At 72.2% G+C, this 16,349-nt stretch carries 12 protein-coding genes; 5 read left to right on the top strand and 7 right to left on the bottom strand.

Features of this window, described 5'->3' with window-relative positions:
- Positions 1-207: 207 nt before the first annotated feature.
- The 3 genes from E1285_RS21240 to hflX all read right to left on the bottom strand — a co-directional run bounded on the left by E1285_RS21240 (position 208) and on the right by hflX (position 4,173).
- Positions 208-1,053 carry a DegV family protein gene (locus tag E1285_RS21240; protein ID WP_132154703.1) on the bottom strand — a complete coding sequence of 282 codons (846 nt, stop codon included), beginning with the start codon at positions 1,051-1,053 and terminating at the stop codon, positions 208-210.
- Positions 1,054-1,086: 33 nt separating this feature from the next.
- Complete coding sequence (gene hutI, locus E1285_RS21245; RefSeq protein ID WP_132154705.1) at positions 1,087-2,301, bottom strand: imidazolonepropionase; 1,215 nt, start codon at positions 2,299-2,301, stop codon at positions 1,087-1,089.
- Positions 2,302-2,796: 495 nt separating this feature from the next.
- Positions 2,797-4,173 (bottom strand): GTPase HflX, encoded by a 1,377-nt coding sequence (gene hflX, locus E1285_RS21250; protein WP_132154749.1) that lies wholly within the window; start codon positions 4,171-4,173, stop codon positions 2,797-2,799.
- A gap of 347 nt (positions 4,174-4,520) precedes the next feature.
- Here hflX and aceB point away from each other — a divergent pair, with 347 nt between their 5' ends.
- From aceB to E1285_RS21275, 5 genes are all read left to right on the top strand, one after another.
- Positions 4,521-6,128: a malate synthase A gene (gene aceB / locus E1285_RS21255; protein WP_132154707.1), complete on the top strand. Its 1,608-nt coding sequence runs from the start codon at positions 4,521-4,523 to the stop codon at positions 6,126-6,128.
- A 117-nt stretch (positions 6,129-6,245) separates the two neighbouring features.
- Positions 6,246-7,694, top strand: coding sequence for an FAD-linked oxidase C-terminal domain-containing protein (locus E1285_RS21260; RefSeq protein ID WP_132154709.1), 1,449 nt, complete (start codon positions 6,246-6,248; stop codon positions 7,692-7,694).
- Positions 7,694-8,890, top strand: coding sequence for an FAD-binding oxidoreductase (locus E1285_RS21265; protein ID WP_132154711.1), 1,197 nt, complete (start codon positions 7,694-7,696; stop codon positions 8,888-8,890). The genes E1285_RS21260 and E1285_RS21265 overlap by 1 nt, the downstream gene beginning before the upstream one ends.
- A complete protein-coding gene (locus E1285_RS21270; RefSeq protein ID WP_132154713.1) occupies positions 8,890-10,176 on the top strand; it encodes a heterodisulfide reductase-related iron-sulfur binding cluster in 1,287 nt (428 codons plus the stop codon). The genes E1285_RS21265 and E1285_RS21270 overlap by 1 nt, the downstream gene beginning before the upstream one ends.
- Before the next feature lie 109 nt (positions 10,177-10,285).
- Positions 10,286-11,008 carry a hypothetical protein gene (locus tag E1285_RS21275; RefSeq protein WP_132154715.1) on the top strand — a complete coding sequence of 241 codons (723 nt, stop codon included), beginning with the start codon at positions 10,286-10,288 and terminating at the stop codon, positions 11,006-11,008.
- Here the strand turns inward: E1285_RS21275 and E1285_RS21280 are convergent.
- From E1285_RS21280 to E1285_RS21295, 4 genes are read right to left on the bottom strand one after another with little or no spacing between them, the layout of a single operon-like run.
- Positions 11,005-12,681 carry an ABC transporter family substrate-binding protein gene (locus E1285_RS21280; RefSeq protein ID WP_132154717.1) on the bottom strand — a complete coding sequence of 559 codons (1,677 nt, stop codon included), beginning with the start codon at positions 12,679-12,681 and terminating at the stop codon, positions 11,005-11,007. The genes E1285_RS21275 and E1285_RS21280 overlap by 4 nt on opposite strands.
- The gene (locus tag E1285_RS21285) at positions 12,678-14,522 is read right to left on the bottom strand and encodes an ABC transporter ATP-binding protein (protein WP_132154719.1); all 1,845 of its coding nucleotides are present in this window, start codon (positions 14,520-14,522) and stop codon (positions 12,678-12,680) included. The genes E1285_RS21280 and E1285_RS21285 overlap by 4 nt, the downstream gene beginning before the upstream one ends.
- Complete coding sequence (locus tag E1285_RS21290; RefSeq protein ID WP_243722955.1) at positions 14,519-15,337, bottom strand: ABC transporter permease; 819 nt, start codon at positions 15,335-15,337, stop codon at positions 14,519-14,521. Before E1285_RS21290 ends, E1285_RS21285 begins: the two co-directional genes overlap by 4 nt.
- Positions 15,334-16,320 carry an ABC transporter permease gene (locus E1285_RS21295; protein WP_132154721.1) on the bottom strand — a complete coding sequence of 329 codons (987 nt, stop codon included), beginning with the start codon at positions 16,318-16,320 and terminating at the stop codon, positions 15,334-15,336. Before E1285_RS21295 ends, E1285_RS21290 begins: the two co-directional genes overlap by 4 nt.
- Between the last annotated feature and the right edge of the window lie 29 nt (positions 16,321-16,349).

A 16,349-nucleotide genomic window follows, 5' to 3' on the forward strand; every position in this document is an offset into this window, starting at 1 on the left:
GATCAGGACGAGGACGCGGATGTTCGATCGTTCGGGGGCCGCGCGTAAGCGGGCGGCCGGCGGTGTCTCCGGAGGCCGCAGGCGGCCCATCAGGTTCTGCAGGCGGTCGTGGGCGCTCGGTTTCATGCCGCCTGACGCTAAGCCGGTCCCCCAGGCCGCCGTGAGCGCATGGTCGATTGTGGATAACTCTGGGTCAGTGGCGGGTGCTCAGAGCTGGGGGGCCACGACGACGCCGAGCATTCCGGGGCCGACGTGGGCGCCGATGACGGGGCCGACCTCGCCGACGTAGACGTACTCGGCGTCCGGGACGCGTTCACGGAGGCGGGCGGCGAGCGATTCGGCGCGGGCGGCGGCGGCCAGGTGCTGGACGCCGAGGTCGACGCGGTGGCCTCCGGCCCCGGCGACGGCGAGTTCCTCCAGGCGGGCCAGCGCGCGGGAGGAGGTGCGGACCTTCTCCAGCGGCGCGAGGCGCCCGTCCCTGATGTCCAGGAGGGGCTTCACCATGAGGGCGGAGCCGAGGAGGCCGGCCGCGGCCCCGATGCGGCCGCCGCGACGCAGATGTTCGAGGGTGTCGACGTAGATGAGGGAGCGGGTGAGGGCGGCCCGCCGGGAGGCGGCGTCCGCGACCTGTCCGGCGGTTCCGCCGGACATGGCGGCCGCCGCCGCGGAAAGGGCGGCGAACCCGAGTCCCATGCCGATGGTCCCGCTGTCGACGACCGTCACCGGCACGGGGGCGTCATCGGCGGCGAGCCGTGCCGCCTCCACCGTCCCGGACATGGCGGCGGAGAGGTGGATGGAGACGATGCCGCGGGCACCCGAGTCCGCGGCGGACCGGTAGGCGTCCGCGAACCGCTCCGGGGCCGGGCGGGACGTGGTGACGGGGTGCCATTCCTTCAGCGCCTGGGCGGCCTCGGCGGTACTGATGTCGCCCTCGTCCCGTGTGGCGCCGCCCACGGCGATCTGCAGCGGGACGATGGTCAGCCCATGCCGTTCGGCGAGCCCCGCCGGGAGGTAGGCGGTGGAATCCGTGACGACCGCGACCGCGCTGCCCATGGCAGGACACTACCGCTCCGCCGGCGGCGCGCATCAGGCCTGGACGGGGACTCCGCCGCGCCAGATCCGCAGTGCGCGCAGCCCGAACGCCCAGGCGAACGCGCCCTCGTGGTCGGCGTCCCACAGCACGATGTCGGCGAGCATGCCGGGGGCGAGGGAGCCGCGGTCGCCGACGCGGAGGGCCGCCGCGCCGCCGAGGGTGGCGGCGCGCAGCGCCTCGGTGACGCTGAGGCCGAACATGGCGACCGACAGCCCGATGACGAGGGGCATGGACGTGATGCCGCACTGGCCCGGGTTGTGGTCGGTGCCGAGGGCGACGGTGACGCCGCGGTCGAGCATCTGCCGGACGGGCGCGGGGGCGCGGCTGCTGTTGAGGGCGCTGCCGGGGCAGACGGTGGCGGTGACGCCGGCGTGCGCGAGGGCCTTGATGTCGTCGTCGTTGGCCTGGGTGAGCAGGTCGGCGGACGCGCAGCCGACCTCGGCGGCGACCTGGGCCGCGCCGACGCGCTCGTTGGCGCAGGCGTGCATGCGCGCCTTCAGCCCGGCGCGCTTGCCGGTGAGCAGGAGGGCGCGGGCCTCCTCGGCGGTGAAGTGGCCCTCGTCGCAGTAGACGTCGATGGAGTCGGCGCCGGCCACGGCGGCGTCGCCGGCCCAGAGCCGGACGGCCTCGATGTAGTCGCGGCGGCGGCCGAAGAACTCGGGGGGCAGGATGTGCGCGGCCAGGAACGTGGCGTGGATGCGCGGCATGGACGGCTCGCCCTCCAGCGACCGCAGCATCCGGATGTCGGCGAGTTCGCCGTCGCGGGTGAGGTGGTATCCGGTCTTGGCCTCGACGGTGGTGGTCCCGGCGAGGATCCACTGGCGGAGGCGTTCGCGGACGCCGTTGCAGAGCGTCCAGGGGTCGGTTCCCCGGGTGACGGTCACGGTGGAGTTGACGCCGCCGCCCGCGGCGGTGATGGCGGAGTGGGACGAGCCGCTGGTGCGCATCGCGAGTTCGGCCCACCGGTTGCCCGCGTACACGGGGTGGGAGTGCGCGTCGATGAGCCCTGGCGTGACCAGGCCGCCGCCGAGGTTCTCCACGTGGTCGACGTCGACGATGTCGTCGATGATGCCGGGGACGCGCTGCGGGAGGTCGGACGCGGGCCCGGCCCAGACGATGCGGTCGTCGTGGATGAGCACCGCGGCGTTGCTGCAGACGTCGGTGCCCGTCCAGAGCCTGCCGATGTTCGTCAACAGCCGTACGGTCATGGCGTCACCGGCCTGCGGGGGGCCATGCGCGCTTCAGCGCGGCACCGGGTGACGCGGGGCGCCGCCGGGAGCCGGCCGGCCTCGGGTCCCGTCCTGCCGGGGACAGGGGCGAGCCACCCGATCTCGTTCCGGCGCCTGGATCTTTCATGGAGTGGGCCACCTGCTCTCGATCCGAAACGCCGACCGGGTGCCGGCGACTCACCGTTGGTGGGTCGGGTGATCTGGCGACCACCATCGGCAACGAGACCGGAGATATCGGTTTCGTCACGGTAGTGCACTGAAGGCCCGTCCGACAACCTCTGGTCGCAGCGCATCGACAGCCATCACCGCCCCTAGCTCTATGACCGTACGGATTTCAACCGGACCGTCAAGCGGATTGGGGAAGCTGTCACCGTTCGGCGACGAGGACGGATGCCCCGGCCGCTTCCAGACGGTCCCGAACGCCGCTCCTCACCGTCCGAAACCCCACCGGGCCGGCGGGGCCCGGTGGGACCGTCAGGAGGTCGGGGTCACGGCCTCGTACCGGGCCAGTTCCCCGGCGAGGTCGTTGGGGACCCTGGCGTGGAGCATGGTGCCCTCGGCCAGGTGCTCCTGCTTGAGGACCTCGCCGCGCTCGTGCACCTGCGCGACGAGGTCGCCGCGCTCGTAGGGCACCAGGGCGTGCAGTTCGCTCTCCAGGCCGGGCAGGTCGGCCTCGATGGCGGCGCGCAGGTCGTCGATGCCGAACCCGGTACGGGCGGACACGACGACGCTGTGCGGCTCCCGGCGCTGGAGACGGGCGATCGCGAGGTCGTCGGCGGCGTCGGCCTTGTTGATGACGATCAGCTCGGGGATCTCGTCGGCGCCGATCTCGCGCAGCACCTCGCGGACGGCGTCGATCTGCGCCTCGGGATCGGCGTCGGAGCCGTCCACGACGTGCAGGACGAGCCCCGCGTCGGTGACCTCCTCCAGCGTCGAGCGGAACGCCTCGATGAGCTGGTGGGGCAGGTGCCGGACGAACCCGACCGTGTCGGCGAGCGTGTAGGCGCGGCCGCCGGGCGTCTCGGCGCGCCGGACGGTGGGGTCGAGGGTGGCGAACAGCGCGTTCTCCACCAGCACCCCGGCGCCGGTGAGCCGGTTGAGCAGGGACGACTTGCCCGCGTTGGTGTAGCCGGCGATGGCGACGGCGGGGACCGCGTGGCGGCGCCGCTCGCCGCGCTTGGTCTCGCGCGACTTGGACATGCCCTCGATCTGCCGGCGCAGCTTGGCCATCCGGGTGCGGATCCGCCGCCGGTCCAGCTCGATCTTGGTCTCGCCGGGTCCGCGGCCGCCGATGCCGATGCCGCCGGCGGCGCGCCCGCCGACCTGCCGGGACAGGTTCCCGCCCCAGCCGCGCAGCCGCGGCAGAAGGTAGTTGAGCTGCGCGAGCTCGACCTGCGCCTTGCCTTCGCGGCTCTTGGCGTGCTGGGCGAAGATGTCGAGGATCAGCGCGGTCCGGTCGATCACCTTGACCTGGACGACCTCCTCCAGGTGCCGCAGCTGGCTCGGGGCCAGCTCGCCGTCGCAGATGACGGTGTCGGCGCCGGTGGAGATGACGACGTCGCGCAGCTCGGCGGCCTTGCCGGAGCCGATGTAGGTGGCGGGGTCGGGACGGGAACGGCGCTGGACGAGGCCTTCGAGCACCTCGGAGCCGGCGGTCTCGGCGAGGAGCGCCAGTTCGCGCAGGGAGTTCTCGGCCAGTTCGGCCGTTCCCTCCGTCCAGACGCCCACGAGGACGACCCGCTCCAGCCGGAGGGCACGGTACTCGACCTCGGTGACGTCGGTCAGCTCGGTGGACAGGCCCGCGACGCGGCGCAGTGCGCGCCGGTCCTCAAGGTCGAGTTCGCCCGTCATGGGCTCGAACCCGGCCGGGTCGGAGGTCGCGAACTCGTCCTGGGCGCGGGGCTGGTCTGCAGAGAAAGGTTGAGTCATATGTCCTCAGTAGAACGCCGCCTTGCGGCCGTATCTTCCCTGCGATCGTCTCACGCACCGTCTCGCCGGTCACCTGCTTATCCCCTTGGCCGGCACAAGGGTCGTCCTGGCCAATGCAAGCCCCGCCTTGGTTGACGCAAGCGCGCGCGGGGATGAGGTGCAGACATGGGAGTACAGGCAGGCGGGCCCGCTTTGACCGGGGCCAGGGCCGCCGAGTACCGTTCTCCACATAACAGAAGTGAAATTTCGCTATACGAAAGGGCGAGTAGATGGCTGGACTGGAAGGCATCGAGGTCACCGGGCCCCTCGGCGAGCGGTACGAGGAGATCCTGACCCCCGAGGCGCTCGGCCTGCTCGCCGCCCTGCAGCGCGAGTTCGGCGCCCGCCGCAAGGAGCTTCTCCAGGCGCGGGCCGAACGCCAGCGCAAGCTCTCCGGTGGCGGGACGCTGGACTTCCTGCCCGAGACCGCCGGCGTCAGGGACGACGCCTCCTGGCGGGTCGCCGAGCCCGCGCCCGGTTTGGAGGACCGCCGCGTCGAGATCACCGGCCCCACGGACCGGAAGATGACCATCAACGCGCTGAACTCGGGCGCCAAGGTGTGGCTGGCCGACCACGAGGACGCCAACACGCCGCTGTGGGACAACATGATCGAGGGGCAGCTCAACCTGCGGGACGCCCTGGACCGCACCATCGACTTCACCGACGAGAAGAGCGGCAAGTCCTACGCGCTCAAGGCCGACGAGGAGCTCGCGACCATCGTCGTCCGGCCGCGCGGCTGGCACATGGAGGAGAAGCACCTCCTCGTCGACGGCGAGCCCATGTCCGGCTCCCTGTTCGACTTCGGGCTCTACCTGTTCCACTGCGCCCGCCGCCAGCTCGACAAGGGCAAGGCCCCCTACTACTACCTGCCCAAGATGGAGAGCCACCTCGAGGCGCGGCTCTGGAACGACGCGTTCAACCTCGCCCAGGACCACCTGGGGATCCCGCGCGGCACCATCCGCGCGACCGTGCTCATCGAGACGATCCCGGCCGCGTTCGAGATGGAGGAGATCCTCTACGAGCTGCGCGACCACTCCGCCGGCCTGAACGCCGGCCGCTGGGACTACCTGTTCTCGGTGATCAAGAAGTTCCGGGACCGGGGCACGGACTTCATCCTCCCCGAGCGGAACGCGATCACGATGACCGCGCCGTTCATGCGGGCCTACACCGAGCTTCTCGTCCGGACGTGCCACAAGCGCGGCGCGCACGCGATCGGCGGCATGGCGGCGTTCATCCCGTCCCGCCGGGACGAGGAGGTCAACAAGGTCGCCCTGGAGAAGGTCCGGGCCGACAAGTCCCGCGAGTCCGGCGACGGCTTCGACGGCTCCTGGGTCGCCCACCCCGACCTCGTCCCCGTCTGCCGGGAGGTCTTCGACGGCGTCCTCGGCGACAGGCCCAACCAGCTGGACCGGCTCCGCGAGGACGTCCGGGTCTCGGCCGCCGACCTGCTCAACATCAAGGCCACCCCCGGCGAGATCACCGAGACCGGCCTGCGCAACAACATCGACGTGGCGCTGCGCTACCTCGCCACCTGGCTGGACGGCGCCGGGGCCGTCGCGATCCACAACCTGATGGAGGACGCCGCGACCGCCGAGATCTCCCGCTCCCAGGTGTGGCAGTGGATCTACAACGGCGTCGACACCGCCGAGGGCAGGAAGATCACCAAGGAGTGGGTCGAGCAGCTCCTGGACGAGGAACTCGGCAAGATCAGGGACGAGCTGGGCGCCGCCTACAACGAGCCCCGCTACAACCAGGCCGTGACCCTCTTCAAGGAGGTCACCCTCGCCGACGAGTACTCCGAGTTCCTCACGACTCCCGCCTACCAGCAGTTCCCGTAGAACGTCCGCCCACGGGCGACCCTGGAGGCCCCGCGCCGAACCGGCCGGTCCGCACGCCGGCCGGTTCGCCGGGGGCCCGATCTTGCGGGGGCTTCGGCCGCGGAGGAGAGTGAAGTGATGGAACCGCGACTCGCAGCGCTCGTGGCCCGGCTCGAGCCGGTGCTCGGTGCCGACCGGGTGATCACCGATCCGGCGCGGGTGCGCACGTACGAGTGCGACGGGCTGACCAACCACCGGGCGACGCCCGGTGTGGTCGTGCTGCCCGACGACGCCGGGCAGGTCGCCGCGATCGTGCGCGAGTGCGCGGCGGCCGGCGTCCCGTACGTGGCGCGCGGGTCGGGGACGGGCCTGTCCGGCGGGGCGCTGCCCCGTGCGGACGGCGTGCTGATCGTCACGTCCCGGATGCGGAGGATCCTGGAGATCGACATCCCGGGCCAGCGGGCCGTGGTGGAGCCCGGCGTGGTCAACCTGGACGTGACGCGGGCGGTCCGCCCCTACGGGTACTACTTCGCGCCGGACCCGTCCAGCCAGCAGATCTGCTCGGTCGGCGGGAACGTCGCGGAGAACTCCGGCGGCGCGCACTGCCTCAAGTACGGGTTCACCGCGCATCACGTGCTGTCCTGCGAGGTCGTCACGCCGGACGGCGAGCTGGCCGAGCTGTCCGCGGACGCCGCGGGCTACGACCTGCTGGGCGTGTTCGTCGGCGCGGAGGGCACGCTCGGCATCACCACCAAGATCACGGTGCGGCTGACGCGGCTGCCGGAGACCGTGCAGACGCTGCTGGCGGCCTACGACTCGATCGAGGCGGGCGGCGCCGCGGTGTCGGCGATCATCAGTGCGGGCGTGGTGCCGGCGGCGATCGAGATGATGGACGCCCTGTCGATCGAGGCGGCGGAGGCCGCGGTGCGCTGCGAGTACCCGCCCGGCGCGGGCTCGGTGCTGATCGTGGAGCTGGACGGCCCCGAGCCGGAGGTCGCGGCCCAGTTCGCCGAGGTGGAGCGGCTGTGCCGGGACGCCGGCGCGTTCGAGATCCGCGTCGCGGCCGACGACGAGGAGCGGGCGCTGATCTGGAAGGGACGCAAGTCCGCGTTCGCCGCGGTGGGGAGGATCAGCCCCGCCTACATCGTCCAGGACGGCGTCATCCCGCGGACGGCGCTGCCGCAGGTCCTGGCGAGCATCGACGAGCTGTCGGCGGAGTCCGGCGTGCGGGTCGCGAACGTGTTCCACGCCGGTGACGGCAACCTGCATCCGCTGGTGCTGTTCGACGACGCGGAGGCGGGCGCGGAGGAACGCGCGGAAGAGGTGTCGGGCGCGATCCTCGACCTGTGCATCGAGCACGGCGGCTCCATCACGGGTGAGCACGGCGTCGGCGTGGACAAGTCGCGCTACATGCCGCGGATGTTCACCGACACCGACCTGGACACGATGCAGATGGTCCGCTGCGGTTTCGACCCCGCGGGGCTGTGCAATCCGGGGAAGGTGTTCCCGACGCCGCGCATGTGCGGCGAGGTGCCCGGCGTGCGCAAGGGACCCCACCCGTTCGAGGGAAAGGCGGACCTCTTCTGATGCGGGCACTCGACGCCTTGGCGAAGGTCTGCGGCGATGTGCGGCGCGGTGAGCCGGCGGAGGGCGTGCTCGGTGTCGAGCCCGCTCTCGTCGCCGCGCCGAAGAACCTGGCCGAGGCCGCCGACGTCATGCGCGTCGCCGCCGAGAACGGCCTGGCCGTCGTTCCGCGTGGGGCCGAAACCCGCCTGGACTGGGGGACGCCCCCGGAGCGGTGCGATCTGCTTGTCGACACCCACCGGCTGGACGCCCTCATCGAGCACGCCGAAGGGGACCTGGTCGCGAAGGCGGAGGCCGGGCTGCCGATGGAGCGTCTCGCCGAGAAGCTCGCGGAAGGCGGTCAGCGGCTCGCCCTCGACCTCCCCCTGCCCGGTTCCACGGTCGGCGGGACGATCGCCACGGGCGCGGCCGGCCCGCTCCGTTCGCTGTACGGGACGCCCCGCAGCCTGGTCATCGGCCTCACGATCGTCCGGGCGGACGGCCAGGTCGCGCGTTCGGGCGGCAAGGTCGTCAAGAACGTCGCCGGGTACGACCTGGGGCGCCTCTTCTGCGGCTCGTACGGGACCCTCGGCCTGATCGTGGAGGCCACCTTCCGCCTGCATCCCGTCCCCGCGGCCGTCGCGTACGTGACGTGCGCCGTGAGCGGGCCCGAGGACGCGCACGACGCCGTTCAGAGCGTCCTGCACTCCCCCGTGGCGCCCAGCGCTGTCGAGTACATCGGTCCGGGAACGGTCGCCGTCCTCCTGGAGGGCGTCCCGGACGGTGTCGCCGCGCGCGCACGGCAGACGGCGGAACTGCTCGGTGAGAAGGCCGAGGTCTCCGAGGCCGCGCCGGACGGCTGGGGGCGCTACCCGGACGGGACCACCCTCATCGACATCGCCGCCCCGCCGCCGGCCCTCCCCGGCCTCCTCACCATGCTCGGCCCGAACGTCGCAGTAACGTGGAGTGGCAGCGGGCACGGCCACGTGGGCCTCCCCGCGGAGACGCCGCCGGACGAGGTCGCCGACGTGCTCGGCCGCCTGCGGGACGTGCTGGGCGGGCATCGTGGCGGCGCCGTCGTCCGCTACACCCCCGAAGAGGTGCGCGGCGGGATCGACGTGTGGGGCCCGATCCCGGCGCTCACGCTGATGCGGCGTGTGAAGGACCAGTTCGACCCGGATCATCGGCTGTCCCCCGGCCGTTTCGTTGGAGGCATCTGATGAGCGCGCAAGACGACCTGCCGAAACTGCTCGGCGAGTGCGTGCACTGCGGTTTCTGCCTGCCCACGTGCCCGACGTACGTGCTGTGGGGCGAGGAGATGGACTCGCCCAGGGGGCGCATCCATCTCATGCAGCAGCACGCTGACGGGGACCCGCTCAGCGACGCGATGGTCGGGCATTTCGACGCCTGTCTCGGATGCATGGCGTGCGTGACGTCCTGCCCGTCCGGTGTGCAGTACGACCGCCTCATCGAGATGACCCGGGCGGAGGTCGAACGCGAGCACCCTCGTTCGCTCAAGGAGCGGGCCATACGGGAGATGGTCTTCCAGCTGTTCCCGTACAAGCGGCGGCTCCGTGCCCTGCGCGGGCCTCTGCGCGCGTACCAGAGGTCGGGGCTGGAACGGCTCGTCCGGCGTAGCGGCGTCCTGGAACGCCTATCGCCGTCGGTCGCCGCGATGGAGCGGCTGGCACCGCCCCTAGGCCGGTCGCCGAAACTGCCGGAACGGGTCGCCGCGCGTGGCGGGCACCGCGCCACGGTCGGGATGCTGACCGGCTGCGTGCAGGGCGAGTTCTTCCCGGGCGTCAACGCGGCCACCGCCCGCGTCCTGGCCCTCGAAGGCTGCGACGTCGTCATCCCGGGCGACCAGGGGTGCTGCGGGGCGCTGTCCCTGCACTCCGGACGCGAGGAGGAGGCCCGCGCCTTCGCCCGCCGGACGGTCGAGACGTTCGAGTCCGCCGACGTCATCGTGGTGAACTCCGCGGGCTGCGGGTCGGCGATGAAGGAGTACCGGGCGCTGCTGGCGGACGATCCCGCCTGGGCGCGCCGCGCCGAGGCGCTGTCGGCGAAGACCAGGGACCTCGCGGAGTTCCTCGTGGAACTCGGGCCACGCGCGGAACGGAGGCCACTTCCGGTCACGGCCGCCTACCACGACGCGTGCCACCTCTCCCACGCTCAGGGCGTCCGCGGCCAGCCCCGGGCGCTGCTGGCCGCGATCCCCGAGCTCACCGTCCGGGAGATCGCCGAACCCGACATCTGCTGCGGTTCGGCCGGAACCTATAACCTTTTCCAACCTGAGGCCGCCGGAGAACTCGGCGACCGCAAGGCGGTGAACGTGGACGCCACGCAAGCCGAACTACTGGTCGCAGCCAACCCCGGCTGCTCCATGCAGATCGCCACCGCGCTGCGCCGGCGCGGCGCCGGCATCGCGATCGCGCACACCGCGCAGGTGCTGGACGCCTCCCTGCGGGGAATGGGCCGCGACGCTCTCGTCGCGCGCGATTCGTAACCCCGCGACCTGGACCGCCGCCGATCCGGGCAGTCAGGTATCGTGTCCGAACGCTGAAACAAGGACGCGCTTACCGAGCCTGGAGTGGGCCCAAGGGAGCACGCACGACATGTCGAACAGCTACCAGCCGAACCGTACGCACCGCCGGAGAAAGAAGCGCAACGCGGGCAGGATCGGGCTCGCCGGGGCCCTCACCGGAGCCGTGGGGATCGCCGCGGTGGCCGCCGCGATCGTGGTCATCCGGCCGGGCGACCCCGGCGGGGAGACGGCCGAGCCCGCGCCGGCCGGTCAGGGCAGCGCCACGGCGAAGCGGCCGTCGGTGCCGTCGCCGAACGCCGGTCCCCCGATCAACTTCACGACCCCGGAGGGCTACGGCTACAGCCTCGCCGCCGTCGAGGCCGGAACCGACCCGCAGCCGCTCCGCGCAACCCAGGCCCCGCCCTCGGGAACGACGTACGCCTACGCGGACTACGTCCTCACCAACAGCCAGCGGCGGCCCGTCCTGCTGGACTACCCCGCCGACCTGTTCATGCCGAAGGAGCAGGTCCCCTCCTCCGCACGGGAGCGGTGCATGCCGCAGGCGGGCATCCCCGACGACATGTGCACGCTCCCCAACCACAGCGAGATCACCGCCCGGGTCGACGGGGCCAAGCCGCCCATCGACGAGAACGGCAGCCTGCTGATCCCGGCCGGCGCCTCGTACGTGGTGCGGATCGCCTCCGACCTCCCGGTCGACGAAAGCGTCTCCGCCGAAGACCTGCGGCTGTACGTATGGAACGCCCGGTACACCAGCGACCTCACGGGGGTCGAGCTCGCGTTCCCGGAGGGCTAGGGCGGGCTCGTGAACCCGATGTCCTGGTAGGCGGGCTCGAAGAAACCGCAGGCGCCCAGGTTGGCCAGGTTCGCCCGCGCGGCGACGAGCTGGGGACGCTGGTACAGCGGCAAGACCGCCGCCTGGTCCCAGATGAGCCGGTCGGCTCTGTTCACGAGGTCGTGAACCCTCGATGGGTCGATTTCCGTGATGGCACGATCCATGGCCGTGTCGATGGCCTCGCTGCCGATGCGGGAGTAGTTCTGCTGGATGCGGTCACCGTGCGGCCTCGCGAAGACCGATTTCATCGTCGACACCGGAAACGAGGTGCCCAGCCAGGAGAACGGGACGATGTCGAAGTCGCCCGGCGTCACGTGGCGGCTGAACGCGTCGTCGGCCGGAACGGGCTCGATGTCCACCCGGACACCGATGCGGTCGAGCAGTGCCCGTGCCAGTTCCCCTTCCCGCTTGCTGATGGGGACCCCGGACGGGACGACGAAACGCAGCGCGAGTGTCCGTCCGCCCTTGGCCCGGTACTTGCCGCGCTGCCTCCAGCCCGCCTCGTCCAGGAGCCGCCTCGCGCGGCCCGGGTCGTACTCGCCGAGCCCACCTGAGTTGTCCTGGTAACCGTTCTGGGTGTTGACGTAAAAGTGGTTGCCGAGTGTCTGCACGGGCACCCCCAGGCCGGACAGGTCGGATCGGGCGATGGCGCGCCGGTCGATGCCGAGCATGACCGCCTGCCGGACCCGCGTGTCGGACAGGACGGGCGAGGCCGCGTTCAGCGTGAAATGGCGCCAGTCCGGGCCGCCCGCCCGGCGCACGGAGGCGCCGGGCACTCCCTGGACGCGGCGCAGCGCGCCCGCGTCGAGGCCGATGTCCATGAGGTCGATCTCGCCGTTGGCGAACGCGCCGGGGGTGGCGCCGGGGTCCATCGCGCGGTAGACGATCCGGTCGAGTTTCGCGGGCCGCCCCCACCAGGCGGGGTCCCGGACCAGGGTGACGGTCTTGGCCGTCCGGTCGATCTCCTGGACTTTGAACGGACCGGCGGTGCCGCGCAGGCGGTTCGTCCACCCGGTGTTGAACGCGCGTGGACCGGAGTACGCGGTGGCCGGGTAGAGCGGGCTGAACAGGCTGCGCCAGTCCGCGTACGTCCCGTCGAAGGTCACTTTGACCACGTGCTCGCCGGTGCCTCGTTCGATGCGCTTGATGCGGCGGTAACCGGTGACGGCGGAAACCTCGTAGCGCGGGTCGCGTCCAGAGAGCGCGCGGGCCTGGGCCACGAAGTCGGCGTATCCGATGGGCCGCCCGTCCGACCACTTGGCTCGTGGGTTGAGCCGGTACGTGACGGTCTGGCCGCCCTCGGTGCGCTCCAGCGTGGCCGACCGGAGATATTCGGGGACGGGACGCGGAAGAGCCCGCTCATCGGCCCGCATCAGATGGGGCAGGACGCCCTGGATGACGCGCTCGACCGCCCCTGTGGTGCCGTTGACGTGGTGGAAGTTCCACTGGGATGGGAATTCCGGCAGCGGCCAGCGCAGCGTCCCGCCGTCCACGACACGGTGACGCGGGGCGGGATTGACGTCGGACGCGGGCAGCCGTCCCGATGCACGGGTGCTCGACTCCCCCGGCCCACTGCATCCGGCCGCGGTCAGCGACGCGGCGGCAAGGAGGGCCGTCCCGATGATCCGTTTCATCGTTCGTCCCCGGTCTCGCCGAAAGGATGGTGACAGGCGACCGCTTGGTCGGCTTCCTCCCAAGGCCGGACGGGGCGGGATTCCGGATCGTGTTCTTCGCACAGGGCTCCCTCGGCGGCGGTGAGCGTGACGTAGCGCGGGCAACGGGCACGGAAACGGCACCCGGCAGGCAGGGACAGGGGGTCGGGTGGGTCTCCCCGCAGAAGGACACGGTGGCGACGCCGTTCCAGACCTGGATCCGGAGACGGGACAGCGTCCAGCAATGCGCGCGTGTACGGGTGGGCGGGCGCGTCGTACACGTGGCCGGCAGCCCCGATCTCGACGATGCGCCCCAGGTACATGACGGCGACCCGGTCGGCGAAGGCGCGGACGACGGCGAGGTCATGCGCGACGAGCAAGTACGCGATGCCGAGCCGCTTGCGCAGACGCTCCAGCAGCCCCATCACATCGGCCCGCGCGGAAACGTCCAAGGCCGCGACGGGCTCGTCCAGGAGCAACAGCCGCGGCTCCAAGGCCAGCGCTCTGGCGATGCCCACACGCTGCCTTTGCCCGCCCGAGAGACCGTGGGGGTGACACCGGGCATGACCCGGCTCCAAGCCCACCAGCTCCATCAGCTCCCTGACCCGGCCCCTCGCCCGTGACCTGGGCACACCGTGCGTGGTCAGCGGTTCGGCGAGGATGTCGGCCACCCGCATCCGCGGGTTCAGTGACGAGAAGGGGTCCTGGAACACCACCTGGACATCCCGCCGCAGGTACTTCCGGCGGGTGGCGCGCAGGTCGGCGGTGTCCTGGCCGAAGACGGCGACGCGTCCCCCTTGCGGGCGCGACAGCCGGAGGATCTCCAGCAGGGCCGTGGTCTTGCCGCACCCCGACTCCCCCACCAGCGCCAGGGTCTCGCCCTCCCGGACGTCGAACCCGATGCCGTCCACGGCACGGATCGTCCCCGCCCGGCGCCGCAGCAGCGTCCCCGCGTAGAGCGGATGGTGGCGGACGAGACCGTCCACTTCCAGGACGGCGGGACGCTCCGGCCTGTCCCGGCGTGCCGGACGTGCCGGACGTGCCGGCGACTCGCCGATACGGGGGATCGACCGCAACAACCCGCTCGTGACCGTTGTCCCTGGGCGACCGTAGATCTGCTCCACCGGCCCCGACTCCACGACGCGTCCCGCGTGCATTACCGCGACCCGGTCGGCGAACTCCGCGACGACGCCCAGGTCGTGGCTGATCAGCACGATCGCGGCGCCGGTGGCCTCCTTCGCGACCCGCAGCACGTCCAGGACCTGCGCTTGGACGGTCACGTCCAGCGCGGTCGCCGGCTCGTCCGCGATGATCGCGACCGGGTCGTTGGCGATCGCCATGGCGATCATCACGCGCTGCCGCATCCCGCCGGAGAACTCGTGCGGGTACGCGCGAACCCGCCGCTCCGCCCCGGCGATCCCGACCAGATCCAGCAACGCGACGGCACGGGCACGCGCATCCGCACGTGTGGCCCCGGAGTGGACCCGGACGGTCTCGGCGATCTGGTCGCCGACCGTGAGCACGGGGGTAAGCGCCGACAGCGGATCCTGGAAGACCATCGACAGGTCCTTGCCGCGCACCCGCGACAGCTGGGCGTCCGTCCGTCCGAGCAACTCCTCCCCGCGCAACCGCACCGAGCCCGCCGACCGGGCGTTCTCCGGCAGGAGCCCCATCACGGCGAGCGCAAGGGCGGTCTTGCCGGAACCCGATTCTCCGACGACTCCGAGCACCTCACCCGTCCCGACGGTGAGGCTCACCCCTCGCACGGCCCGCACATCGGGTGCGTATCGAACGGCCAGATCCGTGACCCGCAGCACGCTCAACGTCCGCCCCGGGCCGGATCGAGGACGTCGCGCAGCCCGTCGCCGACGAGGTTCACCGCGAGGACGATGGCGGCGAGCGTCCCGGCGGCGGCCCCGAACGTCCACGCACCGGCGGCCTGGCCTTCGGCGATCAGTGTGCCGAGCGACACGTCCGGCGGCCGCACGCCGAGCCCGAGGTAGGACAGCCCGCTCTCCGCGGTGATCGCGACGCCGACGTTCAGGCTCGCGTCCACGGCCAGCAGCGACGCCAGCTGCGGCAGGACATGCCGGACGATCACGCGCGGCGCGCTCACCCCGAGGTAGCGCGCGGCCAGCACGTGCTCGCGCCGGCGCAGCGAGATCGTCATGGCCCGCACCGTCCGCGCCGTGAGCATCCACATGAACGCGGCCAGCAGCGGCACGAGCACCGGCGCGCCCCCGGGCAGCCGCGGCGCCAGCACGGCGACGACCAGGAAGGACGGCAGCACCAGCAGCAGGTCGGTGCCCCACATCAGGGTCGCGTCGAGCCTGCCGCCCGCGTAGCCCGCGACGGTGCCGGCGACGGCGGCGAGCGCGGTCGCGATCAGCGCGGCGGGCACACCGATCAGCAGCGACTTCCGCGCGCCGCGCAGCGTGAGAGCGAGCACGTCCCGCCCGCTCGGCGTCGTGCCGAGCCAGTGCCGCGCGGACGGCCCCTCCCCGAACGCCGCGAAGTCCGTGTCGTCCCAGCTCCAGGGCGCCACGAGCGGCCCGCCGAACACCAACGCGAACACCAGGGCGAGCAGCGCCGGCCCCGCGACGGCCCGCCGGCTCCGCGCCACCCGCCCGGCGATCACGCCGCGCGCCTGACGCGGGGGTCGAGGACGCCGTGCAGCACGTCGGAGAGCAGCCCGGCCAGCAGCACCCCGCACACGGAGACGCACCCGATCGCCGCGACCGCGTTGACGTCGCCGCGCGCCACGGAGTCGACCAGCCACTCCCCGACCCCGTGCCAGCCGAAGATCTTCTCGGTGAAGACCGCGCCGAGGAGCAGCAGTCCGGCCGTGTAGGAGGCGTAGGCGGTCATCGGGACCAGCGCGGTGCGCAGCCCGTGGCGCAGCAGGGCGCTCCGCCGCCGCAGCCCCCTGGCACGGGCGGTGCGCACGAAGTCGGAGTGCAGGACGTCCAGCATCATGGCGCGCTGGTACCGGCAGTAGACGGCGAGCTGCGCGAGCGCGATCGTGGCCGTCGGCAGCAGCAGATGCCGTGCCCGGTCGGCGAGCGCGCCGACCGCGCCGCCGGACGTCCCCGGCGTGGATTCCCCGACCCACACGAAGACCCGCACGCCCAGCACATCGTTCGCCTTGCCCGCGGCGGCCTGTAACAGCACCGCCAGCACGAACACCGGGACGGCAGGCAGCAGGGACGATCCGAGCGTGATGAGCCGGTCGGCCGCCCGCCCGCGCCGTGCCGCCGCACAGGCGCCGAGGATGACGCCGAGCACGCATCCCAGGACCGCGCCCGTGAGGACCAGCCGCAGGCTCACACCGAGCCGCCGCGCGAGTTCGGCGTTGACCGGCTCGCCGTCGCGGGTGCGCCCGAGATCACCGCGCAGGACACCCCCGGCCCAGGTCAGGTACCGGTCGGCCAGGGGCGTCCGGTCGTTGAGGTTGAGGGCGCTGAGCCGGGCGTCGATGACGGCCTCGGGCGGGCGGGGCGCGCGTTCCTCGTAGCCGGCGCGCGGATCGAGCGCCACGGCGGCGAGCAGGTAGGCGAGGCTCCCGGCCAGGACGGCCGGGACCAGGCGGTTCGCCAGCCGGCGCAGCAGGAACGCCGCCATCCCCCTCCTCCGGGCCGCCCAACACGGAA

The sequence above is a fragment of the Actinomadura sp. 7K507 genome, assembly GCF_004348425.1.
Lineage (GTDB): Bacteria > Actinomycetota > Actinomycetes > Streptosporangiales > Streptosporangiaceae > Spirillospora.

Excerpts from the sequence above, each read along its gene's own strand:
- E1285_RS21275 (WP_132154715.1), top strand. The coding sequence starts at position 10,286 with ATGTCGAACAGCTACCAGCCGAACCGTACGCACCGCCGGAGAAAGAAG.
- E1285_RS21240 (WP_132154703.1), bottom strand. The coding sequence starts at position 1,053 with ATGGGCAGCGCGGTCGCGGTCGTCACGGATTCCACCGCCTACCTCCCG.
- hflX (WP_132154749.1), bottom strand. The coding sequence starts at position 4,173 with ATGACGGGCGAACTCGACCTTGAGGACCGGCGCGCACTGCGCCGCGTC.
- E1285_RS21295 (WP_132154721.1), bottom strand. The coding sequence starts at position 16,320 with ATGGCGGCGTTCCTGCTGCGCCGGCTGGCGAACCGCCTGGTCCCGGCC.
- aceB (WP_132154707.1), top strand. The coding sequence starts at position 4,521 with ATGGCTGGACTGGAAGGCATCGAGGTCACCGGGCCCCTCGGCGAGCGG.
- E1285_RS21260 (WP_132154709.1), top strand. The coding sequence starts at position 6,246 with ATGGAACCGCGACTCGCAGCGCTCGTGGCCCGGCTCGAGCCGGTGCTC.
- E1285_RS21270 (WP_132154713.1), top strand. The coding sequence starts at position 8,890 with ATGAGCGCGCAAGACGACCTGCCGAAACTGCTCGGCGAGTGCGTGCAC.
- E1285_RS21265 (WP_132154711.1), top strand. The coding sequence starts at position 7,694 with ATGCGGGCACTCGACGCCTTGGCGAAGGTCTGCGGCGATGTGCGGCGC.
- E1285_RS21280 (WP_132154717.1), bottom strand. The coding sequence starts at position 12,681 with ATGAAACGGATCATCGGGACGGCCCTCCTTGCCGCCGCGTCGCTGACC.
- hutI (WP_132154705.1), bottom strand. The coding sequence starts at position 2,301 with ATGACCGTACGGCTGTTGACGAACATCGGCAGGCTCTGGACGGGCACC.